This is a genomic window from Phocaeicola sp. (assembly GCF_048170425.1).
Lineage (GTDB): Bacteria > Bacteroidota > Bacteroidia > Bacteroidales > Bacteroidaceae > Phocaeicola.
The window spans coordinates 1-26266 of sequence record NZ_DBEXBB010000094.1 but is presented as its reverse complement, the minus strand read 5'-3'; the positions used below and the strand labels follow the sequence as shown (position 1 = coordinate 26266).

Annotated in this window: 17 protein-coding genes; 10 read left to right on the top strand and 7 right to left on the bottom strand. The window is 44.4% G+C overall.

Annotation, left to right across the window (positions count from 1 at the left end; all coding sequences use genetic code 11):
* The coding region (locus ACMJ0U_RS04010) for a porin family protein (RefSeq protein WP_417128338.1) at positions 1–649 on the top strand (649 nt) is incomplete at its 5' end.
* Here the strand turns inward: ACMJ0U_RS04010 and ACMJ0U_RS04005 are convergent.
* The 3 genes from ACMJ0U_RS04005 to ACMJ0U_RS03995 form a co-directional block, all read right to left on the bottom strand.
* The gene (locus ACMJ0U_RS04005; protein WP_417128336.1) at positions 646–2238 is read right to left on the bottom strand and encodes a hypothetical protein; all 1593 of its coding nucleotides are present in this window, start codon (positions 2236–2238) and stop codon (positions 646–648) included. The two genes, ACMJ0U_RS04010 and ACMJ0U_RS04005, sit on opposite strands and share 4 nt — an antisense overlap.
* Before the next feature lie 7 nt (positions 2239–2245).
* Entirely contained in the window at positions 2246–3280 is a 1035-nt protein-coding gene (locus ACMJ0U_RS04000) for an HlyD family secretion protein (protein WP_417128334.1), read from the bottom strand.
* 172 nt (positions 3281–3452) lie between these two features.
* Positions 3453–4622, bottom strand: coding sequence for a TolC family protein (locus tag ACMJ0U_RS03995; protein WP_417128332.1), 1170 nt, complete (start codon positions 4620–4622; stop codon positions 3453–3455).
* A 123-nt stretch (positions 4623–4745) separates the two neighbouring features.
* Between ACMJ0U_RS03995 and ACMJ0U_RS03990 the strand changes: the two genes are divergently transcribed.
* Positions 4746–5552 carry an AraC family transcriptional regulator gene (locus ACMJ0U_RS03990; protein WP_303241189.1) on the top strand — a complete coding sequence of 269 codons (807 nt, stop codon included), beginning with the start codon at positions 4746–4748 and terminating at the stop codon, positions 5550–5552.
* Positions 5553–5618: 66 nt separating this feature from the next.
* On the opposite strand, the gene ACMJ0U_RS03985 is transcribed toward ACMJ0U_RS03990, so the two are convergent.
* Positions 5619–6590 carry a type I phosphomannose isomerase catalytic subunit gene (locus tag ACMJ0U_RS03985; protein WP_117670442.1) on the bottom strand — a complete coding sequence of 324 codons (972 nt, stop codon included), beginning with the start codon at positions 6588–6590 and terminating at the stop codon, positions 5619–5621.
* 205 nt (positions 6591–6795) lie between these two features.
* Here ACMJ0U_RS03985 and ACMJ0U_RS03980 point away from each other — a divergent pair, with 205 nt between their 5' ends.
* Both ACMJ0U_RS03980 and ACMJ0U_RS03975 read left to right on the top strand, forming a co-directional pair.
* Positions 6796–9486 (top strand): TonB-dependent receptor, encoded by a 2691-nt coding sequence (locus ACMJ0U_RS03980; RefSeq protein WP_417128331.1) that lies wholly within the window; start codon positions 6796–6798, stop codon positions 9484–9486.
* Between the two features lie 57 nt (positions 9487–9543).
* Positions 9544–10827: a hypothetical protein gene (locus ACMJ0U_RS03975; RefSeq protein ID WP_417128329.1), complete on the top strand. Its 1284-nt coding sequence runs from the start codon at positions 9544–9546 to the stop codon at positions 10825–10827.
* Positions 10828–10891: 64 nt separating this feature from the next.
* On the opposite strand, the gene ACMJ0U_RS03970 is transcribed toward ACMJ0U_RS03975, so the two are convergent.
* Positions 10892–11650, bottom strand: a complete 759-nt coding sequence (locus ACMJ0U_RS03970; RefSeq protein ID WP_417128327.1) for a YaaA family protein — start codon at positions 11648–11650, stop codon at positions 10892–10894.
* Between the two features lie 113 nt (positions 11651–11763).
* Here ACMJ0U_RS03970 and ACMJ0U_RS03965 point away from each other — a divergent pair, with 113 nt between their 5' ends.
* Complete coding sequence (locus tag ACMJ0U_RS03965) at positions 11764–12282, top strand: TlpA family protein disulfide reductase (RefSeq protein ID WP_040312478.1); 519 nt, start codon at positions 11764–11766, stop codon at positions 12280–12282.
* 165 nt (positions 12283–12447) lie between these two features.
* Here ACMJ0U_RS03965 and carB read toward each other — a convergent pair whose 3' ends face one another.
* Positions 12448–15672, bottom strand: coding sequence for a carbamoyl-phosphate synthase (glutamine-hydrolyzing) large subunit (gene carB / locus ACMJ0U_RS03960; protein ID WP_007559734.1), 3225 nt, complete (start codon positions 15670–15672; stop codon positions 12448–12450).
* Between the two features lie 239 nt (positions 15673–15911).
* On the opposite strand from carB, the gene trpS reads away from it, so the two are divergent.
* The 5 genes from trpS (at position 15912) to ACMJ0U_RS03935 (ending at position 23421) form a co-directional block, all read left to right on the top strand.
* Positions 15912–17006 carry a tryptophan--tRNA ligase gene (trpS, locus tag ACMJ0U_RS03955; protein ID WP_417128326.1) on the top strand — a complete coding sequence of 365 codons (1095 nt, stop codon included), beginning with the start codon at positions 15912–15914 and terminating at the stop codon, positions 17004–17006.
* Positions 17007–17010: 4 nt separating this feature from the next.
* The gene (locus ACMJ0U_RS03950; protein WP_417128324.1) at positions 17011–18303 is read left to right on the top strand and encodes a UDP-N-acetylmuramoyl-tripeptide--D-alanyl-D-alanine ligase; all 1293 of its coding nucleotides are present in this window, start codon (positions 17011–17013) and stop codon (positions 18301–18303) included.
* Between the two features lie 239 nt (positions 18304–18542).
* Positions 18543–19820, top strand: coding sequence for a BNR repeat-containing protein (locus ACMJ0U_RS03945; RefSeq protein ID WP_417128323.1), 1278 nt, complete (start codon positions 18543–18545; stop codon positions 19818–19820).
* A gap of 15 nt (positions 19821–19835) precedes the next feature.
* Positions 19836–22145 carry a DUF2264 domain-containing protein gene (locus ACMJ0U_RS03940; protein ID WP_417128322.1) on the top strand — a complete coding sequence of 770 codons (2310 nt, stop codon included), beginning with the start codon at positions 19836–19838 and terminating at the stop codon, positions 22143–22145.
* Positions 22146–22338: 193 nt separating this feature from the next.
* Entirely contained in the window at positions 22339–23421 is a 1083-nt protein-coding gene (locus tag ACMJ0U_RS03935; protein ID WP_417128339.1) for a glycoside hydrolase family 43 protein, read from the top strand.
* A gap of 70 nt (positions 23422–23491) precedes the next feature.
* Here the strand turns inward: ACMJ0U_RS03935 and ACMJ0U_RS03930 are convergent.
* A partial coding sequence (locus tag ACMJ0U_RS03930; protein ID WP_417128321.1) for a response regulator occupies positions 23492–26266 on the bottom strand: 2775 nt, incomplete at its 5' end.

Here is a 26266-nt window from a genome sequence, read left to right as displayed (position 1 = left end):
ATTTGAGCTTATGAAAAAAATTGCATGTATAGTGGCAGGTTTGTTTGTTGCCTTGACAATGGCTGCACAGACAAAAGTGACTTGGAGTATGGAACTTGGATTGGGTATGAGTACTTGGATGGGCAAGGACGCCGGAGACTCTTCTCCATTGTTTAACCAGAAGGTAGGAGTAGGTATTGATGTGCCCTTAAGTGGATTGGTGTCGTTCCAGACTGGATTGTACTGGGCTTCGAAGGGAGCAAGCATAGATGTGGATTATGTGGGGGCCAGCACCCGGAATGTAGTGGATATGCACGTAAACCAGAACTATTTTGAGATGCCTTTATTGGCTGCTTTCCATGTAGGTACAGCTGCTAACTTTGATATGGTATTTACGGCAGGTCCTTATTTGGCGTATGGTGTAAAAGGTAAGCGGAATATCGATATTGATGACTTGACTATTTCTTATAATACGTTTGGTGAATCAAAGATTGAAGAGGAGATTGTTCCAGGGTTGCGTCGTTTTGATGCCGGTGTGATGGCGGGTGTAGCACTCGACTTTACACGCTGGACCGTAGGACTTGACGGGGAGTTTGGATGCTGCAAATTAGCCAGCAATTCAAAGACACGTAACTTGGCATTCTTTTTCACTGCTGGCTATAAATTCTAATTTTTAGAGATTTTATGTACGCTGGATGGCCTGTACCGTTTCTTTACGGGCAGGCTATGCAGCATTTTGAGCGCTGCCAAGTGGCGGTCACGCCAGATTCGGTAGCTGAGCACGATTACCAGAAAAACAGTTCCTAATAGACATACCCAGCCAAACAATTCTTTCAGGCTGGTCAGCATGGTTTGGGTGTTTACTTCTTCATAGAGTTGTGTGAGTGATACATCCGGCATCCATTCGTGTATATTGTCCATGTTTCTGCTTAATAATCCCCAGTTGTCGCGTTGCAGGTGTTTCATCCAGCGGTTCAGTATAGCAGTTCCCAGAGGGGTTGCAATGCTGGTGCGAATGAAACTGAGTACGCACAAGGACTGGAAGAAGTGCTTGAAGGGTATATGCTTGGCCACGTAAATGGTCAGTGAAATGTAAAGCACTCCATGACCGATTCCTTTTAAAAAGTTGGGCAGATACAAACTTTCAATATTCAAATCGGGATATATCAGGAAATACATGTAATACTGGTACATGACTATCAGGGTAAATCCGATAGAAATCAATAGTTTATATCCCTTTTTTAATACAGCTTGCCGGAAGAATACGATGCCTGCTCCGGCCAGGATTCCCGCAAACACACACCAGTTCAATGAAATGGCGTTTAGCGTATCGTACTGTAAGATGGAGGTCATAAACGCATTCTGTAGTACGGAGGAGGTGGTGAGAAACAAACAAAGCATCAGGAACAGGAACAACACTACGGGGAATTTCTTGTAGCGGAATACCTGCGGGTCAATATAAGGATGCCGTATGGAAGTCATCCGGTTGATGTTTATCAGCAAGGAAACTACGGCAATTACAATGCAGGAGCGAATCTGTACGCTGTCCAGCCAGTCGTAAAAGTCTCCATAGATGCAGATGAAAACAATCGCGAACAGCATGGCCGTCCATAAGAGGAGGCCTATCCAGTCTATGCCATATAAAGGGACTTTTTTCCCCACTCGGACAGTCCGGGTAAGGCACATGACGCAAATCCATACCACCATCAGCATGCCGATGACAAACCAGTGCATGTATTGCCAGTTGGCCCAGTCGTTGATGTGCATGGTGACCAGTCCGGACAACTGGATGCTCTCAAGCACGATAATATAGATAACAGGATAGAACACCGAGAAATTTCCGGAGGGCGTGATGCTCAGACGGGTATTGGAGAAGCATTCAAAGGTACCCCACATGCGGAAAAATCCCGATACGAAGCATACACAGATCATAAGAAAGATGTTGTCTGTATGCATGGTAATCAGGTTACAGAGAATAAGTACCGGGCATACCGTCATGAAAATGGACCGGGTGGTGAATCGGGATTTCAGACGGAACAGTATCGGAAATATGACGGTCATACCGATGAAGGAGGCATAGGCTGCCATGGTTACATCTTCCTGGATACATCCTAATGCGCTCGACATCTGAGTAGCAGCCGGCAGGAAAACTCCTCCGTTAAACTGAAAGACCATGGCAAAGAAGAGCGACAGGACGATGCAGACCGGAGTCGGTAAGAATTCTTTGAAGTAAGGAATCTGGGGACGTGGTTCAGCCATTTCTTGTTTACTGTTTAACGTAACATTCTACATTCATTCCGGCTCTCAGGCGTTGCAAGTCTTCGGGACGGTTGTTTTCTGTAAACTCGATACGGACAGGGATGCGCTGCTCTACTTTTACGAAGTTGCCGGCCGAGTTGTTTTGTGGAATAAGTGAATAGGAAGCTCCGGTAGCATCCGAAATAGAAGCGATACGTCCCTCAAATTTCACATCAGGGATGGCATCTACTCTTACTTCCACCAGCTGATTTCTCTTCATGTCGGTAGCCTGAGTTTCCTTGTAGTTGGCAATGACCCATTTCTCCGTACCGTCTACCAAAGTTACCAAGGCTTGTCCAGGCTGAACTAACTCTCCTTCATGGATGTTTTTTCGTCCGGTCACTCCGTCTGTAGTAGCCAGAATCACTGTATAAGAGAGGTTCAGTTTGGCCAGGTTGAGTGCTGCCTCTGCCAGTTTGATGGCCGATTCATTCTGTTCCAGGCGCTGGGTTTGCTCCTGTTTCTGGAGCAAAGTCGATTGTTTCTGGCGCAACAGCTGCTCATAGCGTGCCTGTGTTGCTTCGTAATCTGTTTTTACCCGGTCGAATTGCTGGGGAGTAACGGCTTCTTCTTTCAGCAATTCCTGATAACGTTTGTAATCCGTCTGTGCATTTTGCAGGCGGATTCGCTGTTCATCAATAGCTGCATCCGTTACGAGGATGTTGTTCTGTGTGGTGTTGATAGTGGTATGCATGGCACTCTTTCCAGCCAGTGCATTGCGATAGTCTGCTTCGGCCTGTGCCACTTTCAGACGATACTCCGTATCTTCTATGATGGCCAGGGTATCTCCCTTTTTCACTGTCTGGTATTCCTCAAAGCAGATTTTCTTGATGAAGCCTTGCACCCGTGTGCTGACTGGGGTCAGGTGTTGTTTCACCTGGGCATTGTCTGTATATTCCACATTACCTAAATGGATAAATTTGCCGCAAACCCAGCTGATACCGGCTACGAGGACCAGCAGTATAAAGAAATTAGAAATAGCTCTTTTTTTGTTTCGCATCATATATTTTTTCGTTTTTGTGTAAATATGCATTTCATTAAAGTGTTCCCGTAATTTTTTTCAGCAGGTAATATTGATACAATATACCTATCTGGTAGTTGGCCAGCTGCAATTCCATATCCAGCTGCATGTTGCTGGCATCCAGCATATCGGTAATCAGTGACAGACCGTTCAGCTAACGTTGCCGCACGATGCGGAAGTTTTCATGTGCCAGCTGTACGCTTTTTTGCTGGGTATGCAGTCTTACGTAAGCTTCATTCAGGTTTACGTACGCTTCGTGCACTTTGTTCTCTATTTCTTCCTTGACCAGTTGGTAGTTCTTTTCTGCTTTTGAGGTAGCTATCTGTGCCTGTTTCAGTTTCTTCTTGCTCTTGAACAAAGCATCCAGGTTGTACGAGATACCTACTCCGGCAAACCAGTAGTTGAAGTTGTTGTTCAATGGTGGAACTTCTATCAGAATCGGCCCATTAAACTCATTAGTTGCCGTCAGGCTGATGTGAGGCCTGCGTTCCGAACGAATTAGGTTTTGCTGGTTGTGGGTTAGTTTGATTTCCGTGTGTGCCTGCTGCAGTTCGGGAGATTCCTGAGAAGCTTCCATCCAGGCCATTTCCTGTTGTTTGTCTACATTGATACGGAACAGTGCCGTGGAGTCTGGCACAATATGTACCGAAGGGTCCAATCCGATGGTTGTTGTTAATTTGTGGTTCAAGACATTGAGCCTGTTGATAGTAGAAGTCAGACCTAATTGCAGATTCTGCAATTGTAGTTCATAGCGGGTAATGTCACTCTTCAGTGCCGTACCCTGTTGATAGGCAGCCCGCATATCCTTTACCAATAGATGTGTCTGCTCAATGTTCTTTTCGTAAACCGTTTGTTGGTTTCTCAGTTGGAACAAATCAAGATAATATCCCAACAGCATGAAGCGCAAATCCTGCTGGTTGTTTTGATAAGTCTGTTGTGCCAACTGCTGTTGCAGTTTCGCTTTCTGGATATTGGCATTGATACTTCCTCCTGCGTAGATAGTCTGTGAGGCTTTGAGTACAAAAGAATTACCGAAGTGCGGCATGTCGGCATGTATGCCGTTACTGAAATCCCGGTCTGTCATGCAACCGTCACCAATGTAATTAAGGTCTACCTGTGCCCGGATGGAAGGCAGTTTGGCATTTTTAGCCACTTCTACCGCCTGTGTTGTTTCATCAATGGCCAGCGAATGAAGCTGGATGCTTTTGCTGTTCTGGTCAGCCAGTTGAAACAATTCATCGATAGAAAGAACCCGTTCTTGCGCGGCGGCTGTGTAAATAAAAAAGGAAAGAACTCCAATAGTTGAAACTAATCTTTTACCCATTATTCTTTTTGTGTTGAAAATACCTTTAGCCATTTTATTTGGCTGTGCAAAATTAAACCATTATTTTTAGGCTGAATTTGCGGTTTATGCAAAAAGATTACCATTTTAAGCCATCATCAGAGAATGAATCAGGAACAGGAAAGCTATATTTCGCTGATAAAGCAGACGAGTAAGGAGACCATCCGCATCAAGAAAACCGGATGGGAAGAAATTAAACTGCCGGGTCATGCACATGAAAAGTGCCAGATTATCTATACCCTTTCCGGCACGTTGCATGTACAGATAGGTTCCACAAGCTATTTTGTGCCAGAGAAGCATATCGCCTGGATACCCGGCTGTACGGAGCATGAGTTATCCAGCAAGAACCGGCAGGTATCACTGGTTATTTTCTATCTGTCGCTGGATGCGGATGAGAAGGATACCGCCTTGAAAGAATTCTCCATTTATCACACCAACTCCTTCATTGCAGAGAATTTGAAATTTATTGCTTCCAAGGGGACGGAGATAGAACAGGCTGATTCTCCCGATTTGTATGCCTTTGCACTCAGCTTTTTCAAACTGCTGCCCTCCATCAGCCAGGATATGGGCTTCTTGTTGAAGATGCTGGCCATTCCCAATGATGCACGTTTGCATCCTATTCTGACCTATCTGCAGGAGCATTTGCATGAGAATTTGAAGATGCCGCAACTGGCTGCTCATTTCGGATTCTCTGTGCGTAATCTGAGCCGTTTGTTCAATGAGTCGGGCATTCGTTTCAGCTATTATGTGAACAATCTGAGAATCATGCGGGCTATCGAGCTTTTTGCTGATGGAGGAAGAACCATGCAGCAGATTGCATACGAAGTAGGTTTTGCCACTCCCAACCATTTCAATCGTGTGTTCCGTCAGATTACGGGTGTATCACCTAATGCTTTTGTAAAAAATGACTGAGTCCCTTTCTCTGCCTGAAACAGGACAAAAGAAAAGGACTCAGCAATGAGTATAAATCAAATCAGATTATACGTAAGTTTCCAGGAAAGATACTTCTCCTTCCGGTACAACTTCCAGGTTCTGGGTAGTAGCCGGGAACAATACTGATTCACCTGCTTTTACGCTGATGCGGTTGCCTTCGTTGTCAGTAACGGTGCAGGCTCCCTTCATGCAGATGTAAATAACAAACGAATCCAGTTCGCTATAGTCCATGTTCATGGTTTCTGTCAGGTTATAAACAGAAGTGGTGAAGTACGGACAGCTTACCAGTTCCACCGGTTCGTCTTTACGCGGTTCATAGTGCGTACGATAATCATCAGATACAGTATAGTCGATGGCATCTTTTGAGAGTTCCGTATGCAGTTCACGCAGGTTGCCGTTCTTATCTCTGCGGTTGAAGTCATAAATACGGTACGTGATGTTGGAAGTCTGCTGTATTTCTGCCAGGAAACATCCGGCTCCGATGCTGTGGATACGTCCTGCCGGCAAGAAGAATACATCACCAGGCTGTACGTCATACTTGTCGAGGGCATCGCAAATCGTATTGTTTTCAATCATGTCGGCATATTCCTGCGGAGTAATCTGTTTTTTCAGACCTGAATACAGGTGTGCCTGTCCGCCGGTATTGTCGATGATATACCACATTTCTGTTTTACCCATAGACTGGTGGCGCTTCATGGCCAGTTCATCGTCAGGGTGTACCTGAATAGACAAATCCTGCTTGGCGTCAATAAACTTGATAAGCAAAGGGAACTTGCCCTGGAATCGCTTGTAGTTTTCTTCTCCTACCAGCTTTCCTTTATATTCTTCCATCAGCTGAGTCAGGTTCTTGCCGGCATCTGCACCTTCTGCTACTACAGATTCGTCGCCCGGTACATCTGAGATTTCCCAGCTTTCGCCCACTTGTTCCTGCTGACAGTCCAGTTGTTTAAAAGGAATAATACGCTCTCCTCCCCAAAGGGTCGATTTTAAAATAGGTTTGAATTTCAAAGGATACATAATCTTATTTATTTTGGTCTGTACAAAAATAGGAAAAACTATGATTCCACCTTATATAATTAGAGGAGAAAAAAAGAAAATGAAGGTTTTTTGAAGAGAAATACAAACGTAATCTTCGTGTTAATGAAATGTATATCCCATGAAGTCTTGCTGTAACATAAACACCCCATCTTTGCAACGGAAAAAAGAAATGCATGAATAGATTATGAGATTAGGTTTTAAGGAGATTGTTTTTGTTTCCAGTTTCTTAACTTGTTCTACTATGCCGATGGTAGCAGAGACTATAAAGGGTACCATTGTAGACAAGCAGACTAAAGAACCCTTGACGGGAGCTACCATACAAGTGCTTGGAAGTACAGTAGGGGCTGTGGCCGATCTTGATGGAAATTATACTTTAGATGTTCCCGGCGGTGTGTATGAGCTGGTAGTGAAATATGTGGGATACACCGACATTAAAACTGGAGGTGTAAAAGCAAAAGGCAAAGATGTGGTGCTGAACTTTGAGATGGAAAGCGATGCACAGGCCTTGAGTGAAGTCTCCGTTGTTGCACGTAAAAACCTGGAAGGTGAACGTGCGTTGAGCATGGAACGCCAGAAAGCCACTGTAGCCATTGAAAACCTTGGGGCGAAAGAAATGAGCGTGAAAGGTATCAGCAATGTGCAGGAAGGTGTGAAAAAAATAACTGGTATCTCGATTGCCAGTGCAGGACAGTTGATTGTGCGCGGATTGGGCGACCGTTATAGTACGACTACTTTGAACGGACTGCCGATTGCTTCCCCGAATCCGGATAACAAACTGATTCCTTTGGATTTGTTTCCTTCAAGTACGGTACGAAACATAACGGTAAGTAAAGTATATGAAGCAGGAACATTTGCAGATTATTCAGGCGCACACATTGATATCAGTACCAAAGAAAATACCGGAAAAGACTTTTTCTCCATCGGTTTCAATACGGGAGGTCGGTTCAATACACTTTTCCAGGATTTCTATAAAATGGATCAGCAATATTCCTTGTTCCGTAATCCGGGCATTAATCAGAAGTACATTGATATGCCTAAAGCGGACTTTTCTACTGCCATTACAAAGGAAAATCCTTTTCATACAACCTTCGATGTGAATAAGAGTACAAGTCTTCCGGAATTTGGTGGTAATATAGCCGGCGGAAAGAACTGGGATGTGAATGGACAGAATCTGAGCTTGTTGGCCGCGTTGAGTGCAAGCAATACCAATGAAACCACAAAAGATGCTTTTTATCGTACACTTGAGGCCGGAGGTACTACCCTCGACCGATTTAACTACGACAGTTACCGTCAGGAACTGAAGCTGGCTGGTCTTGGTAACCTGGCTTATACGCTAAGAGATGCTGACCGCATAGGATATACCTTCTTCTATGCACGTAATGCGGAGAATACTTACATGTTGCGACAAGGAGAAGACTATGAAGACAATGAACTGATAGGTAACAACTCTGTAACCCACATTTATACACTTCAAAATCATCAGTTGAACGGACACCATGAGTTTGGAAAGCAGTGGGACTTGAACTGGAGCGGTTCGTACAGCAAGACTTCCAGTGAAGAACCAGACCGCAGACAGGTGATGTTTGAAAAGGCAGGTAACTCTCTGGAACTGTTCGACCTGAACAAGCAGGAGAATATGCGTTATTTCGGCTCGCTGAATGAAGAAGAATGGGTGGGCGATTTGCGAAGCTCTTATCGTTATGGAGACAATAACCTGATACGTATGGGAGCTACTTACAAAGACAAGAGCCGTACGTTCCGTTCTACACGTTTCTACTATGATGTAAGCCGTTTCAATCCTGAAATAGAGGATATTTACCAGACTTCCAGCTTTATGGGGTATGACCATATTGCCAATGGAGACATTTCTATAATCCGTGACCAGCAGCCGAAAGACCAGTATGATGCCGGACATTCCATTTATGCCGGATTTATTGATGCGGAATATTACCCGACAGCCAATTTCCTGGTGAACATAGGAGTACGTTATGAATACAGCCACCAGTGGGTAAATTATGCGACTGACGGGGGTGAGGCCAAACGGAATGAGGTAAACTGCCATGATTTCTTCCCGGCATTAAACTTGAAATATACCGTGAACGATGCCAACAGTCTGCGCTTCTCGTTCTCACGTACGGTAACTCGTCCGTCATTTATCGAAATGGCTCCTTTCCTCTATCAGGAATCGTATGGAGCAGCCATGATTCGAGGTAATGCAGAATTGAAGAACGGATATAACTACAATATCGACTTACGTTACGAACGCTTCGACCAGCAGAACAGCAACAATATGTTCTCTATTACGGGTTATGCAAAAATCCTGGAAGACCCGATTGAACGTACACAGACCTTGTCGGGTGGTGCGGCTGTTCACTCTTTCCAGAATGCAGATACAGGTGTGGCTGCCGGAGTGGAAGTGGAATTCCGCAGAGAACTGTTCCGCGACTTCCGCGTAGGAGCCAACGCTTCTTACATGTACACCAACGTACAATTGCCGGAAGGTGGAGCCTATACCAATGCACAGCGTTCCCTGCAGGGAGCTTCTCCTTACCTGGTGAATGCGGATATCAGCTATGCTCCTAAGTTTAAGAATGATACACAGCTGACTGCTACGCTGCTCTATAACCTGCAAGGGCCACGCATTCATGCGGTAGGTATTTCCGGATTGGGCGACGTAAAACAGGAAGATTTACATACACTGGATTTCGTAGCTACTTACAAACTGAATGACCACTGGAACTTTAAGTTGCAGATGACCGACTTGCTGAACCAGGACATCGTCTTCAAGCAGGAAGTGAAAGACGGCAGAAAGTTGGAAGTGGAACGTTACGGAAGAGGAACTACTTTTGAGTTAGGTGTTAGCTATACATTATAAAAATTCATAAAGGAAAAAATTGAACACTATTCTAAACTTTTTATTAACGAGAAAAGTATGAAAACAATGAACTTGAAATTTATGTCGATGGCCGCAATCGCTGCTATGACTTTGTGTACTGCTTGTAGTGAAGATGACAACACTCCGAATCCGGAACCTCCTGTTGCAGATGCGTATTCTTCAGAGTTGTTCTTGGCTACAGCAAACAATAACGCAATCAATTATAATTTCAGCAATACATTTACAAACAAATTTGTCGGTACGATTGACGGTGGAGCCGACATGACGAAGGTAGATAATTTCTTCGAAGCAGCTGCTTATCGTGGTGCTGTTCCGGCTAATAATGACTGGACAGCCGGATGGATTCGTACAAGCGGCAACGGTGATGAAACAAGTGCCAATGCTGAAGAAATTCTGCAAGGCGAACTGACTGCCAATAAGACTTTATTGAAGAATAAAGTATATGCACTTAGCGGTGAATATATTGTGAAGACTGGCGCTACACTGACTATTGAAGAAGGTGTGAAAATTGTTGCCATGACCGACGATGAATCTGTAGACTATATCTTGGTACAGCAGGGTGCTAAGATTGAGGCTGTAGGAACAAAAGAAAATCCGATTATCATGACTTCAGATAAGAAGGAATCTGGTGCATGGGGCGGTTTGCACATCTGCGGTAAAGCTCATACCAACGCAGAAAATGGCGAAGGTACATCAGAAATCGGTAATGCAGCTTATGGAGGTTCTGCTGACAATGATAACTCTGGTACACTGAAATATATTCGTCTGGAAAATACAGGATATGCATTGGATTCTGAACATGAAGCAAACGGTATTTCTTTCTATGGCGTAGGTAACGGTACTACAGTAGAATACGTACAGGCTTACAATGGTTCTGACGACGGTTTTGAATTCTTCGGTGGTAGCGTTGACGTGAAACACATGGTAGTTACCAACTGTAGTGATGACTCTTACGACTGGACTGAAGGATGGAACGGACGCGGCCAGTTCCTGGTGGCTTATCAGGAAGCAAAGGAAACACTCGGATTTGATTGCGACTGTTTGATGGAATGCGATAATAACGGTAAGAACTTTGCAGCCACTCCGGTAGCTTGTCCTACTTTGGCTAACTTGACCTTGATTGGTAACGGCGGTGAGAAACAGGGTGTTCGCTTGCGTGCCGGTACACAAGTGAAGATGTACAATGCACTGATTTCTGGTAAAGGAAAATGCTTGACAACTGAAACTACAGAAACAGAAAAGGCATTGGTAGACGGTACTTCAGTATTGAACTACGTAACTTTGGCTACGGATATTGAATGTAACGGTGCTGAAGAATAAGAAATAGATTTCATTTGATTGATGGCGGTCTGTCGGGAGAAATGGCTCGGCAGACCGCTCCTTTTTATTGGAGAATGAAATGCATTTTTCCGTCTTCTTCTCCGTGATAGGAAAATCCTTCCCACTCAAAGTCTTTCAGTTGTTCCGGATGTGCTATCCGGTTTTTCAGGATGAAACGGGTCATCTCGCCCCTACACATCTTGGCGTAGATAACTACCGTGGTAGGTTTCCCGTTTTTCAGGGTGTAGAACTCGGGTGTAATGACCTGTACTTCCCGACAGACTTTTTCCCAGTCGAACAAGTCTTTCATTTCACCACTGGCCAGGTTGACAAGAATGCCTCCTTGTTGCTGGATGGCATCAATGAAATAGTCTGTCAGTAAAGGACGCCAGTATTCAAACATGGTTTTCCGCTCGTGTTCCGGTAAGCGTACATTGCCTTCCAAGCGGTAATTCTGAATACTGTCCAGCGGGCGGAGCAATCCGTATAAGAAAGAGGTAATCAACAAATGTTGCTGGGCATACCGGAAGTCTTCTGCGGTAAAATCTGCCGGATGGATGCGCTTAAACACGATGCCTGTGTAGGCTAGAAGAGCTGGCAGGGTAGGAGTCTCCGGTGAAAGGAACTCGTGGTAGCGCAGGTAATTTTCGGCTGCTAACTTCGGATTCACTTTCAGCATCTGGGCCAGTTCTTCGGTAGTAAACTGGGTCATGTATAAGGCGTTTTCGCGGGCCTCTTTCAGAAAATGAGGAGTACTGGTTTCTGGATATGGAGTTTTGCTACGTGCGGTCATGGTCTTGGCACACGAGATAAATGTCATCATACGCGCTCTTGTTTTTCGTTAAAACTATTTACAAAGATAGATTCCTTGGCGGATTTTCCAGCGGTTTACGGTATATTTGTCAGGGTTTAACATTTTATAGAAAGGAAAGAACAATGAAAAATTTACGGATTTGGAGCCTTTTGTGTCTGATTTGGATGGGTGTACTGGCTGCTTCTGCACAAGACACCGGGAAAGAAAAAATCAGTTTGGGTGATGCCATGCCTGCCATTACCCTGAATTCGGAAATATATGGTAAAGTAACCCCAGCCGATTTGAAAGGAAAGGTGGTACTGGTCAGCTTGTTTGCTACGTGGTGCGGACCTTGTCAGATAGAACTGGCTGAAGTTCAGAAAACCTTGTGGCCGAAATACAAGGATAACAAGGACTTCAAGTTGTTAGTTATCGGTCGGGAGCATACAGATGCAGAACTGAAAAAGTACAATGAACGGAAGAAGTTCAGCTTCCCACTCTATCCGGACCCTAAACGGGAAGTCTTCTCTCTTTTTGCCGACCAGACAATCCCCAGAGCGTATCTGTTCGGAAAAGACGGTAAGCTGATTCATGCTTCCATAGGTTATACAAAGGCTGAGTTTCAAGAACTTATGGCTGATATAGAAGCCGCTTTGAAATAAGAAAAAGGTATATGAAAAAAACGTCCTTGCGTTAAAGAGAAAACGTAAGGACGTTTTAGTTGAAACGCAAGTGCATTTTACATCAAGTGCACTTGCGTTTTAATTTAAACGTCAAAGCGTTTTTTTAAGCGCTTTGACGTTCTTATTTTCTACCATTGGTATACCTTATTTATATTCCTGCCAACTCTTGATCTGGATTTCATTCTGGTTCATGTGGCAGAATGCTTCAATGAACGCTTTGGCCAGACGGGCATTGGTAATCAGCGGAATGTTGTGGTCGATGGCTCCACGACGGATGCGGTAACCGTTGGTCAGTTCCCGTTTGGTGTGGTTTTTCGGGATGTTGACAATCAAGTCGAACTTATGTTCCGCAATCATCTTCATCACATTGTTTTCTGCATTCGGACGTTCATCCGGCCAGAACACCGGAGTGGTGGTGATGCCGTGAGAGTTCAGGAAGGCAGCCGTACCAGCTGTAGCATAGATATTGTATCCTTTCTGGTGAAGCATCTGGCTGGCATCCAGCAAATCGACTTTCGACTTGGTGGCACCGGAAGAGAACAGAACGGACTGTTTCGGAATCTTGTAGCCGGTTGCAATCAAGGCATTCAGCAATGCTTCATCGAAGTCGTCTCCCAAGCAACCTACTTCACCGGTAGATGACATGTCTACTCCCAGTACCGGGTCGGCATTCTGCAGACGGGCGAATGAGAACTGAGAAGCTTTTACCCCAATCCAGTCGATGTCAAACGCCAGCTTGTCAGGACGTACGTAAGGAGCATCCAGCATGATGCGGGTAGCCGTTTCGATAAAGTTGCGCTTCAATACTTTTGATACAAACGGGAAGCTACGTGAAGCACGCAGGTTACATTCGATTACCTTTACATCGTTGTTCTTAGCCAGGAACTGGATGTTGAACGGACCGGAGATATTGAGTTCTTTGGCAATCTTGCGGCTGATTTTCTTAATCTGGCGGGCAGTAGCAAAATAGATGTGCTGTGCCGGGAAGACAAGTGTCGCATCACCAGAGTGTACACCGGCAAATTCGATGTGTTCTGAAATAGCATATTCTACGATTTCACCGTTCTGTGCCACGGCATCGAATTCTATTTCCTTGGTTTCCTGCATGAATTGTGATACAACTACCGGATATTCTTTTGATACCTCACTGGCCATTTGCAGGAAGCGTTCCAGTTCTTCCTGGTCGTAGCATACGTTCATGGCTGCACCACTCAGTACGTATGACGGACGAACCAATACCGGATAACCCACTTTCTTGACAAAGTCTTTCACATCGTCCAGGCTGGTCAGTTCCTGCCAAGCCGGCTGGTCGATGCCCAACTGGTCAAGCATGGCCGAGAACTTGTTACGGTTTTCAGCGCGGTCAATAGAAATCGGAGAAGTACCGAGTACCGGCACAGCCTGACGGTAAAGTTTCATGGCCAGGTTGTTCGGAATCTGACCACCTACGGAAACGATGACGCCGCGCGGCTGTTCCAAATCAATCACGTCGAGTACGCGTTCGAATGACAATTCATCGAAGTACAGACGGTCGCACACGTCGTAGTCAGTAGAAACCGTTTCCGGGTTGTAGTTAATCATGATAGACTTGTAGCCTAACTTGCGGGCTGTCTGGATGGCATTTACCGAACACCAGTCAAATTCTACAGATGAACCGATGCGGTAAGCTCCTGAACCCAGCACGATGACTGACTTTTCATTCTTGTAATAATTCACATCGTATCCTTCTACGGCATACGTCATGTACAAGTAGTTGGTCAGTTCCGGATGTTCGGAAGCTACGGTATTGATGCGTTTTACGGCCGGAAGGATACCTAATTTCTTACGGTAAGAACGAACGGCCAGATTTTCCTTTTCCATGTTACCCTGCTGAGGCTTCAGTACGAAGCGGGCAATCTGGAAGTCAGAGAATCCCATCACTTTGGCTTCACGAAGTACCTCTGCCGGAAGTTCTTCAAGCGAGTTGTAGGTTGACAGTTTATGTTTGTAGTCTACGATATTTTTCAGTTTGCCGATAAACCACGGGTCAATCTTGGTCAGTTCATAGATGCGTTCGATAGAGTAACCTTCTTCCAGTGCCTGTGCAATGGCAAAGATACGCAGGTCAGTCGGATTGGCCAGTTCATCATCCAGGTTGGTGAAACGGGTGTGGTCATTGCCTACAAATCCGTGCATGCCCTGTCCGATCATACGCAGACCTTTCTGGATGATTTCTTCAAACGTGCGTCCGATAGACATGATTTCACCCACAGACTTCATGCTTGAACCGATGCGGTGAGAAACTCCGGCAAACTTGTTGAGGTCCCAACGCGGAATCTTGCAAATCAGGTAATCCAGTTGCGGAGCTACGTAAGCAGAGTTCGGTGTACCCATTTCTCCGATTTCATCCAAGGTATAGCCCAAGGCAATCTTGGCAGCAACGAAAGCCAACGGATAACCGGTTGCTTTGGAAGCCAGTGCAGAAGAACGGCTCAGGCGGGCATTTACTTCAATGATACGATAATCGTTGGTTTCGGCATTGAAGGCATACTGAATGTTACATTCACCCACAATGTTCAAATGACGGATACATTGTTTGGACAAATCCTGCAACATGGTTACCTGTTCTTCGCTTAGTGAGCAGGTAGGAGCCACTACGATAGATTCACCGGTATGAATACCCAGCGGGTCGAAGTTTTCCATGCTGGCCACGGTGAAACAGTGGTCGTTGGCATCGCGAATCACTTCGAATTCAATTTCTTTCCAGCCTTTCAGTGATTCTTCCACCAGAATCTGTGGAGAGAAGGTAAAGGCACTTTCAGCCAGTTCGATGAATTTTTCTTCATCGGGGCAGATACCACTTCCCAATCCTCCTAATGCGTAAGCCGAACGGATCATCACCGGATAGCCGATGGTACGTGCTGCTTCCAGTGCGTCTTTCATGTTTTCTACCGCACGGCTGACCGGAGTTTTCAGAGATTTCTCGTTCAACTTCTTTACAAAGAGGTCGCGGTCTTCTGTATACATAATGGCGTCTACGGAAGTTCCTAACACTTCCACACCGTATTCTTTCAATATACCTTTCTGGTAAAGTTCCGTACCGCAGTTCAGAGCCGTTTGTCCTCCAAAGGCCAGCAGAATGCCGTCCGGATGTTCTTTCTTAATAATCTCAGTTACAAAATAAGGTGTAACGGGCAGGAAATATACTTGGTCGGCAATTCCTTCCGAAGTTTGAATAGTAGCAATATTAGGGTTGATAAGTACCGAGCGGATGCCTTCTTCGCGTAAGGCTTTCAGTGCTTGTGAACCTGAGTAGTCGAATTCTCCGGCTTGCCCGATTTTCAGTGCGCCTGATCCGAGAACCAGGACTTTTTTGAGTTCTTTCTTCATGGTTATAGATAATTTGTTGTGGTATCGTTAAAGGTAGTCCCTGTCAGGCAGATGGTTGTCTGTTGAGACCTCTTGCAAAGAAACGATTTATTTTGAAGAAAACAAAGGATTTATATATCTTTAGAGAAGATAGGATGCGGTTCGAAAGCTCTTTCACTCAAAAGCAAGCTTTTGGCTTGGAGCTTCGCTCACCTTTCGCTATCTTTGCTGCAATTTAAAAATGAACTATAGCTTATATTATGAAAAAGGAAAAGATTATCTTGACCGGTGACCGTCCGACCGGAAAATTACATATCGGCCACTATGTAGGTTCATTGCGCCGACGTGTGGAATTGCAGAATTCGGGCTTGTATGATAAGATATTTGTGTTCGAAGCCGACGGACAGGCTTTGACGGATAACATTGAGAACCCGGAGAAAGTACGTCAGAACGTGATTGAAGTGGCTTTGGACTACTTGGCTGCCGGACTTGACCCTGCAAAGTCAACCATCTTTATTCAGTCGCAGATTCCGGAACTCTATGAATTGAGCTTCTATTTCATGGATTTGGTAACCGTATCGCGCTTGCAGCGTAATCCTACGGTGAAGACTGAAATCCAGATGCGTAACTTCGAAACAAGTATTCCGGTAGGTTTCTTTACCTATCCTATCAGCCAGGCTGCCGATATTGCGGCATTCAAGGCTACTACCGTTCCGGTGGGAGAAGACCAGGAACCGATGATTGAACAGACACGTGAGATTGTACGCCGTTTCAACCATATCTATGGCGAAACATTGGTAGAACCGGAAATCCTTCTTCCGGACAATGCGGCTTGTCTGCGTTTGCCGGGTACGGACGGAAAGGCGAAGATGAGTAAGTCACTGGGCAACTGTATCTATTTGTCTGATTCGGCAGATGAGGTATTGAAGAAAGTGAAGAGCATGTATACTGACCCGACACATATTAAGGTAAGCGATCCGGGTAAACTGGAAGGTAACTGTGTGTTCACTTACCTGGATGCTTTCTGTCAGATAGAACATTTCGGACGCTATTTGCCGGAATATGCTAACTTGGACGAGCTGAAAGCACATTACACTCGCGGTGGATTGGGTGATATGAAGGTGAAGAAGTTCCTGGGAGCTGTCATGGAAGAGGTGTTGGAACCGATTCGTACCCGTCGTAAGGAATTTGAAAAAGACATTCCTGCCGTATATGATATGTTGAAGAAAGGTTGTGAAGTGGCTCGTGAAGCTGCCGCTCAGACCATGGATGAAGTGCGCCGTGCCATGAAAATCAACTATTTTGAAGATGCGGCATTGATTGAAGAGCAGGCAAAGCGCTTCTCAGAACAATAAGAATATGGATATTGAAGAACTATACAGCCGGTTTACGGAGTGTAACGGACTGACGACCGACAGCCGTCATTGTCCGGAGGGTTCTATGTTTCTGGCCCTGAAAGGAGAAACATTTAATGGCAATGCGTTTGCGGCACAGTCGCTGGCACAGGGATGCCGTTATGCTGTGGTGGACGAACCACAATATGCATCACTGGAGAATCCGCGTATCTTGCTGGTGGAAAACTGCCTTCAGACGTTACAGCAACTGGCCAATTACCATCGTCGTAAGTTGGGAACTCAGATGGTAGGAGTAACCGGTACTAATGGGAAAACCACTACGAAGGAACTGATTGCGGCCGTATTGAAAGAAAAGTTCAATGTGCTCTATACACAGGGAAATTTCAATAACCATATTGGCGTGCCCTTGACATTGTTGCGCCTGAAGCCGGAACATGAGGTGGCTGTCATTGAAATGGGAGCCAATCATCCGGGGGAAATCAAGACGCTGGTTCATATTGCTGAGCCAGATTGCGGTATCATTACCAATGTGGGAAAGGCGCATCTGGAAGGATTCGGTTCTTTTGAAGGAGTCATCCGCACCAAGGGAGAGTTGTATGACTATCTTCGGGAAAAAGGAAATGCCACCATATTCATTCAGAATGAGAATCCTCATTTGAATAAAATTGCAGAAGGACTGAATTGTGTCCGTTACGGACAGACTCCGGGGCTGGATGTGAGTGGAACAGTGCTTTCTTGTTCTCCGTTCCTGCATTTGGGCTGGACAGCAGAAGGTACGTCACATGAGGTGAAGACACACCTGATAGGTGCTTATAATTTGGATAACGCACTGGCAGCGGTTGCTATTGGTCGTTATTTCGGCGTGGAAGATACACAAATCTGTCATGCGCTTTCTTCTTATGTGCCTCAGAACAATCGTTCACAGCTGGTTCAGACGGAATCCAATACGCTTATAGTGGATGCGTATAATGCCAACTCAACCAGTATGATGGCGGCGCTGCTCAACTTCCACCGGATGGAAGCCGAGCACAAGGTAGCTATCCTGGGTGCTATGAAAGAGCTGGGTGAAGGAAGCCGGGAAGAACATCAGAAGGTAGTGGACTTTCTGAACGAATGTCAGTTTGAACGCGTGATTTTGGTTGGTCCGGAATTTGCCGGACTCTCTGCTTCGTTTGAACATTATGAGAATGTGAAGGAGGTAGAAGCTATGCTAGTTGACCATCCTGTTCAGCATTGTTGTGTGTTGATAAAAGGTTCGAACAGTATGAAGTTAAGTGAACTTCCAGCTTGTCTGTAAGATATTATTTTTTGTGAGACAGTCCGTATTGAGGGAAATCCTTTGAATACGGACTGTTTTTTTGTATACGCATCCTTGACATTTGTATAAGAACAGGTGATGATTTGGTCAAAAAAAGGAGTAATTTGTCCATTCAGTTTTCCTTGCCCGTTTTTTATCCCTCCTTGACGAAATTTTCATAGTTCTTTTTATCTGAAAATCCTATTTTTGCAAAGGAAACTTAATGGAATGGATAAACTATGAAACGCATATTTTTATTTTTAATAGGATTTCTTCTTTGGGGTGACATCTCAGCACAACAACTCGTCAAGGTAGGCGATGGATATAGTTCAACTTCCGTCAATACAACCGTATTTCGTAACAGTTCGTTGGTAACGGACGAGGGAGTGCAATACATCTCTTATTATGATGCAGATGGGTATTTGACCATAGGTAAACGTGCATTGGGGAGTACCGAATGGACGTTGCATCGCAGTCAATATAAAGGAAATGTAGCCGATGCGCATAATGTCATCAGTATGATGGTAGATGGGGACGGTTATTTGCATCTTTCTTTCGATCATCACGGAAACAAATTAAATTATTGCAAGAGTACGGCACCCGGTGCTTTGACGCTGGGGGAAAAAGAAGCGATGACCGGTAAAGATGAAGATGATGTCACGTATCCGGAGTTTTATCGGATGCCAGATGGCGATTTGCTGTTTGTGTATCGTTCTGGGGCTTCCGGAAGAGGTAATCTGGTATTGAATCGCTATGACTTGAAGAGCCGGAAATGGACACGTGTGCAGGATGTGCTGATTGACGGAGAAAATCAGCGAAATGCCTACTGGCAACTTTATATGGATAATGCTGGAGTGATTCACTTGTCGTGGGTATGGCGTGAAACCTGGATGGTAGAAACAAATCATGACCTTTGTTATGCATATTCTCCAGATGAGGGAAAGACATGGTATAAATCGACAGGTGAAAAATATACCTTACCAATTTGTAAGGACAATGCAGAATATGCTTGCCGCATTCCTCAAAACAGTGAACTGATAAATCAGACCAGTATGAGTACTGATGCGGAAGGACATCCTTATATTGTGACCTACTGGAGAGATGCAGACAGTGAGGTCCCTCAATATCGGCTGGTATGGAACGATGGGAAAGGATGGCAGAACCGTCAGATTATGAATCGTTCGCAAGGATTTTCTCTAAAAGGCGGAGGCACCAAAATGATTCCGATTTCACGACCACGTATTGCAGTAGATAAAGGTAAGGCTTATTTTGTGTTCCGTGATGCAGAACGTGGCAGTAAAGTATCTATGGCCTATACAGACGATGTAAAGTCGGGCAAATGGCAGGTGAAAGACCTGACCGATTTCTCTGTAGATGCCTGGGAGCCCAGCTATGATACGGAGTTGTGGAAAACACATCAGAAACTGCATGTATTTGTGCAGGAAACGCATCAGGGAGACGGGGAAAAAGTTAAGGCTTCAGAAGCAACCCCTGTGTATGTATTGGAAATAAATTAATCTCAAAATAAAACTATGAAACAGGTATTTAAATTGTTGCTGGCCTGCGCTGTCGGAGTATTGCCGATGTCGGTTGGGGCCAGAGATTCCGAGGCTGTTGAGGTCCGGAAGATGATTGATAAGGTAAATCAGCATTGGCAGGCAGAAAATTCGCCGGAGGTTCGTTCGTTCTGGGATAATGCCGTATATCATACGGGAAATATGGAAGCCTATTTTCTGACTGGAAACGAGACTTATCGTACTTATTCTGAAACCTGGGCAAACTACAACCAGTGGAAGGGAGCGAAGAGTGATAACCGTGCGGAATGGAAATATTCTTACGGAGAGTCGGATGAATATGTGCTGTTTGGAGACTATCAGATTTGTTTTCAGACTTATACTGATTTGTATAATCTGGCTCCGGACGATAAGAAAATCAAGCGTGCGCGTGAGGTTATGGAGTACCAGATGAGTACCCCGCAGCATGATTACTGGTGGTGGAGTGATGCGTTGTATATGGCAATGCCGGTAATGACAAAACTCTATAAGGTTACTCATAATGCGAAATACTTGGATAAATTGTATGAATATCTGATTTATTCTGATAGCATTATGTTCGATAAAGATGAGAATCTTTATTATCGTGATGCAAAATACATCTATCCGAAGCACAAGACAGTCAATGGTAAGAAGGATTTCTGGGCTAGAGGTGATGCATGGGTATTGGCCGGACTGGCTAAAGTGTTGAAGGACTTGCCGGTAGAATACAAGCATCATCAGTTCTTTGTGGATAAATTTCAAAATATGGCTAAAGCCGTGGCAGCTATCCAGCAGCCTGAAGGTTACTGGACACGCAGCATGATGGATCCGGAATTTGCACCAGGACCGGAAACCAGCGGTACGGCACTGTTTACATACGGATTTTTATGGGGTATAAACAATGGGTATTTGGAAAAAGATATATATATGCCGGTGGTGCAGAAGGCATGGAACTATTTGTCAAAGAAAGCGCTTCAGAAAGATGGAACGGTAGGTTATGTACAGCCTATCGGTGAAAAAGCAATCCCCGGACAAGTAATTAATGCAAAGTCTACCGCTAATTTTGGAGTGGGAGCCTTTTTGTTGGCTGCTTGTGAGTATGTTCGTTACTTGGAAGCACCTCAAACTGCTGATCGTGCTTATTGGTGCAAGCTGGCTTATCAGATGGCTTATCCGGTATTGAGCAATATGGCAAAAGGAGAGTTGCAGAAGAATATGCAGCTGGAAGTTAGTCCCACATGGGATGGCCGAAACAAAAAGGTGGCTTATATGGAAACGTTTGGTCGCTTGATGGCGGGTATCGCTCCTTGGCTGACGCTGCCGGATGATGATACAGAAGAAGGAAAGATGCGTAAGGAACTTCGTGAGATGGCTTTGAAGAGCTATGCGAATGCTGTAGACCCGCAAAGTCCGGACTATTTATTATGGAGACAGGAGGGCCAGACTCTGGTAGATGGCGCTTACGTGGCAGAAAGCTTTCTTCGTGCTTACGATCAGTTGTGGAAACCCTTGGATGAAACCACTAAAAAGCGTTATATAGAAGAATTTCAGCAGTTACGTCGTATAGATCCTCCTTATACCAACTGGCTGTTGTTCTCATCTACGATAGAAAGTTTCCTGGCAAAAGCAGGAGCTTCATTCGATGAATATCGTGTGAATTCAGCCATTCGTAAGGTAGAAGAATGGTATACGGGAGATGGCTGGTATGCTGATGGTCCTTCTTTTGCATTCGATTATTACAGCAGTTATGTGTTCCATCCGATGTATCTTGAAACTCTTCAGGCTATGAAGGATGCAAAAGTGCGTAGCCGGATAGATTATGGAAAGTATTATGACCGCGCATTGAAACGTGCCCAGAAATATAGTTTGATTCTGGAGCGTTTCATTTCTCCGGAAGGAACCTTCCCCGTATTCGGTCGTTCCATTCCTTACCGTATGGCTACTATGCAACCTTTGGCTTTAATGGCGTGGTATCAGGAGTTGCCTGCAGGCGTAAGCAGTGCTCAGGTACGCTGTGCATTGACTGCGGTGATGAAACGTATGTTTGCCAGTGGACACAATTTTAATGAAGGTGGTTTCTTGACCATCGGATTTACCGGACGTCAGCCGAATGTAGCCGACTGGTATACCAACAACGGAAGTTTGTATATGACTTCTCTGGCATTCTTGCCGTTGGGACTTCCAGCTTCTCATCCTTTCTGGACCGATGCACCACAGGAATGGACCAGCGTACGTGCATGGGGTGAAAAACCTTTCCCGAAGGACCATCATTGGAAAGATGAAATCCGTACATGGGATTTGTTTTAAGGAAGTGTTGAGTTTGTGAGTAAGGGATAATGAACTGCGACTGAAACCCGGAGAACCGTTTAGTAGTGTTCCCTGAGGTTTCGGTCGTAATTGTTGTAAATGAGAGCATAATAAATAAACTTGATTTATGAGACTGAGATCAATCTATCTTTTGGGAGGGCTTTGCCTTCTTTTGGGGGTGGCATGTACACATATGCCGCCTAAAGAAATTCGTAGTGGTGAAATCTGGCCTGACAATCAGGGAGTACATGTAAATGCCCACGGAGGAGGTGTATTGTATTACGATGGTACTTACTACTGGTATGGAGAGAATAAATCCGACTCTACCAGCAGTGCCATGGTGGGAATTATGTGTTACTCTTCAAAGAACCTGACTGACTGGAACAACGAAGGAGCCGTTTTACCTGTAGTGTTGAACGATTCTACCAGTGACATTGTACAGGGATGTGTAATGGAACGTCCAAAAGTAATCTATAATGAAAAGACGAAGAAGTTTGTCATGTGGTTCCATTTGGAATTGAAAGGAAAAGGTTATGCGGCAGCCCGTTCAGCGGTGGCCATATCAGATTCTCCTACCGGGCCATTCAAGTATATTCGTTCGGAACGCATTAATCCGGGAGTGCTTCCTTTTGATATGAATGAAACACAGCGTGCCATGCTGGATACATTGGATGCAGAGAAGTATAAGGAATGGTGGACACCGATGTGGTATGAAGCTATTCACAAAGGTTTGTTTGTGAAACGCGACCTGCAAGGAGGACAAATGGCACGTGATATGCAGCTTTTTGTTGATGAAGATGGAAAAGCCTATCACATTTACTCGTCAGAAGACAATCTGACACTACAGATTGCAGAATTGAGTGATGACTACCTGACTCATACAGGGAAGTATGTGCGTATGGCTCCAGCCGGACACAATGAAGCTCCGGCCATATTCAAGAAGAGTGACGGTACATACTGGATGATTACTTCTGGCTGTACAGGATGGGATCCGAATGAGGCACGCATGTTCTCTGCTCCTAGCATCTGGGGACCTTGGACACAACATCCAAATCCTTGTCGTGGAGAAAAATCGGAAATCACTTTTGGCGGACAGAGTACGTATGTACTTCCGGTACCGGGAAAGAAAGACGCCTTTATCTTTATGGCAGATATCTGGCGGCCTAAGCATCCGAGTGATGCCCGTTATATTTGGTTGCCTGTACAATTTGAAAATGGGATACCTTATATCGAGTGGATGGATAGCTGGACACTTGATTTCTTCAATAAGAAATAATAAGAATAATAAATGCCTGTCTGGATTGTTCAGACAGGCATTTATTGTTTTATATTGCTAAGAGATAATATTAGTTTTGTTTTCTCTTCAAATATTCAGTGGGTGCCATTCCGTATTCATCTTTAAAACATTGGCGGAAATAAGCAACACTACTGAAACCTGTCAAATCCGAAATCTCAGCTAAGGAATACTTCCCTTCATTGATAAGTTCCATACCTTTCTTCATCTTGATTTTACGGACATATTCATTGACCGACATTTCAGTCAGTCCTTTAATCTTTCGGTAAAGAGTAGAATGGCTCATGCACATCTTATCGGCAATAAACGCTACATCCATTTTCTCCATACTCAGGTTCTCTTCGATGATGGCGGTTACCTTATCCAAGAACTCTTGGTCTAGTTTGTTTAAGTTCTTTCGTTCATTCTCAATGTTCTTCTGTTCACTTTCCGTTTCGGGTATGGAAGTGATTACTCCTGCCGTTTTACGTCTGTTTTCCAGAATGTTGTTGATGCGGCTGTTCAGCAAACGGGCACTGAACGGTTTGGTAATAAACGAATCGGCTCCTGCGGCATAGCCCTCTTCCTTATCTTGAAGAGTATCTTTAGCTGTAAGCAAGATGACCGGGATGTGGCTGGTACGCATATCTTCTTTGATATGACGACATAGTTCAATTCCGTCCATCACCGGCATCATGATGTCGCTGATGATGATATTCGGAATCTGGCTTTGTGCAATATCCCATCCTTCTTTTCCATCTGCAGCCGTCAAGACTTCATACATTTCTTCAAACGAACTTCGTACATATTCGCGGATATCCCGATTGTCTTCCACGACCAGAATAATCGGTTTCCCATCTTCTGATTCTACAGAAGCAGGTTGTTTGTTTTCGTCTTCAGCTTTATGAACTTCTTTAGTAACCTGGCGTTCTGCATTAGGATAAGTGTTTTCTGTAAGTAGTTTTAATGTAAACTTACTTCCTTTTTCCACCTCACTTTCCACTTCAATGGTTGCCTGATGCAAATCTGCCAGTGATTTTACCAGTGCCAGGCCAATACCTGACCCTGAAGCCTGATATTTCCCTTGTCCTTGATAATATCGTTCAAAGATATGATTCAAAGACTCTTGGGAGATACCATGTCCGGTGTCTTCCACACTGATAGTTGTATATTTAACCCCGTTCTCCTCATTGCTTGCCAAGGCAAGTGTTATATCGCCTTTGGGAGTATATTTTAAGGCATTCGACATCAGATTATCGATAATAATAGTGATAATCTCGTGGTCATAATAAATCTTGGTATCTTGCGTTTCTACATTGATGTGAATATTTACTTCCGCATTCTGGTTTAATTCTTTATATTTGATGCCTATTTCTTGTACCAGTAGTGCCAGATTATGATAACCTACCTTTAGCTTTCTGTTTTCTGTCTCCGTTTTTCTAAATTCCAGAATCTGATTAATAAGGTTCAGTAACCGGTTGGCACTGTCACGTATAATACTGATCTTATTGGCCTGTCGTGGAGACAGCGTTTTGTCAGCCAGCAAGTCCTCTAGTGGTCCGAGAATCAGGGTTAGAGGAGTGCGTAATTCATGAGTGATGTTAGTATAGAAACGCAGTCGTTCATTATTCAGCTTCTGATCATTCTCGTGCTGGTGATGTTCCAGATTCAAACGACTTTCCAGTGCCAGTTTACGCTTGTAGAAGCGCAAGATTGCAAACAGTATAAGGGCAATGAGAATCGTATAAAGTAGTTTAGCATACCAGGTAAGCCAGATAGGAGGAGCAATTGTAATCTGGAGAGAAGTAAACTTCTCGCCCCATGGCTGGTTTCTCATTTTGGCTTTTACCTTAAATGTATATTCTCCAGGCTGTAGGTTCCGGAATGTAATCCGGTTTTCATCGCCTGTTTCAAACCATGTCTTACCTAATCCTTCCATGGTGTAGGCATATTCTACCTGAGGGGTTTGTGAGAAGTCCATCACACTGAAAGAGACTGTAAAAGTACTATTCTGGTAAGATAAATCGACCTTGTCATTTACAATTGGGGCAAGAGTTCCTTTACTACTTGGATCTGAGTTACCATAACTTTTGACTCCTGTAATTTTTACAGGAGCTATCTGTATGTCTTCTGTGGTTTGCTCTGGGTTAAAGTAGCAAGCTCCATTCTGTGAGCCAAAAAACAAATACCCATTTTTATCCTTGCATACTGAGCCATCCATAAAGTCCCCTCTGGGTACTCCTTGGTGCCAGGTATAGTTTAGAAATCTTTTTTCGTCACTTTTCCATTGAGCAATTCCTCCGTTGGTGCTGAGCCAGATGTTTCCTTTTTCGTCTTCTATGATACTTCTGACATTTTCATCAATTAGCCCTTGATTGTGATTGTAGATTTCCAGTTTAGGGTTACTTGTATCACTGATATGCGCGATACCAGCACGCGTTGCAGCCCATAAACCTCCTTTTGAATCAATATATAATGAGTTGACCGCATTCGAACCCATACCATTGGATGTATCGAAGCGCATGATTCGTTTTCCTTCTGGTGAAAATACAATAAGTCCTTTACCAAATGTGCCCAGCCATAGTTTCCCTTGACGGTCTCGCTGGATACCGTGTATCATGATATCTGGGAGCTGTTCGTTTATTTCCTTTTCTTCGTCGGTCTTTCCATTTTTATATGAATATAGTCCGTTTTGTGTGCCAATCCATATTTTGTTGTCTTCCTCATAAAAGCAACAAATATCGGCTCTTCTGTCTTCCATTTCGATTCGGGTAATTTCTTCAGTGTGTGGGTCACATGTTAATATCCCGTCTTTATATAGCCCTAACCAAAGAACTCCTTTTTTGTC

What these genes read in the sequence shown, in the direction of transcription:
- ACMJ0U_RS03990 (WP_303241189.1), top strand. Translation starts at nt 4,746, where the DNA reads ATGAATCAGGAACAGGAAAGCTATATTTCGCTGATAAAGCAGACGAGT.
- ACMJ0U_RS03975 (WP_417128329.1), top strand. Translation starts at nt 9,544, where the DNA reads ATGAAAACAATGAACTTGAAATTTATGTCGATGGCCGCAATCGCTGCT.
- carB (WP_007559734.1), bottom strand. Translation starts at nt 15,672, where the DNA reads ATGAAGAAAGAACTCAAAAAAGTCCTGGTTCTCGGATCAGGCGCACTG.
- trpS (WP_417128326.1), top strand. Translation starts at nt 15,912, where the DNA reads ATGAAAAAGGAAAAGATTATCTTGACCGGTGACCGTCCGACCGGAAAA.
- ACMJ0U_RS03935 (WP_417128339.1), top strand. Translation starts at nt 22,339, where the DNA reads ATGCCGCCTAAAGAAATTCGTAGTGGTGAAATCTGGCCTGACAATCAG.
- ACMJ0U_RS03995 (WP_417128332.1), bottom strand. Translation starts at nt 4,622, where the DNA reads ATGGGTAAAAGATTAGTTTCAACTATTGGAGTTCTTTCCTTTTTTATT.
- ACMJ0U_RS03950 (WP_417128324.1), top strand. Translation starts at nt 17,011, where the DNA reads ATGGATATTGAAGAACTATACAGCCGGTTTACGGAGTGTAACGGACTG.
- ACMJ0U_RS03945 (WP_417128323.1), top strand. Translation starts at nt 18,543, where the DNA reads ATGAAACGCATATTTTTATTTTTAATAGGATTTCTTCTTTGGGGTGAC.
- ACMJ0U_RS03980 (WP_417128331.1), top strand. Translation starts at nt 6,796, where the DNA reads ATGAGATTAGGTTTTAAGGAGATTGTTTTTGTTTCCAGTTTCTTAACT.
- ACMJ0U_RS04000 (WP_417128334.1), bottom strand. Translation starts at nt 3,280, where the DNA reads ATGATGCGAAACAAAAAAAGAGCTATTTCTAATTTCTTTATACTGCTG.
- ACMJ0U_RS03965 (WP_040312478.1), top strand. Translation starts at nt 11,764, where the DNA reads ATGAAAAATTTACGGATTTGGAGCCTTTTGTGTCTGATTTGGATGGGT.
- ACMJ0U_RS03940 (WP_417128322.1), top strand. Translation starts at nt 19,836, where the DNA reads ATGAAACAGGTATTTAAATTGTTGCTGGCCTGCGCTGTCGGAGTATTG.
- ACMJ0U_RS03985 (WP_117670442.1), bottom strand. Translation starts at nt 6,590, where the DNA reads ATGTATCCTTTGAAATTCAAACCTATTTTAAAATCGACCCTTTGGGGA.
- ACMJ0U_RS03970 (WP_417128327.1), bottom strand. Translation starts at nt 11,650, where the DNA reads ATGATGACATTTATCTCGTGTGCCAAGACCATGACCGCACGTAGCAAA.
- ACMJ0U_RS04005 (WP_417128336.1), bottom strand. Translation starts at nt 2,238, where the DNA reads ATGGCTGAACCACGTCCCCAGATTCCTTACTTCAAAGAATTCTTACCG.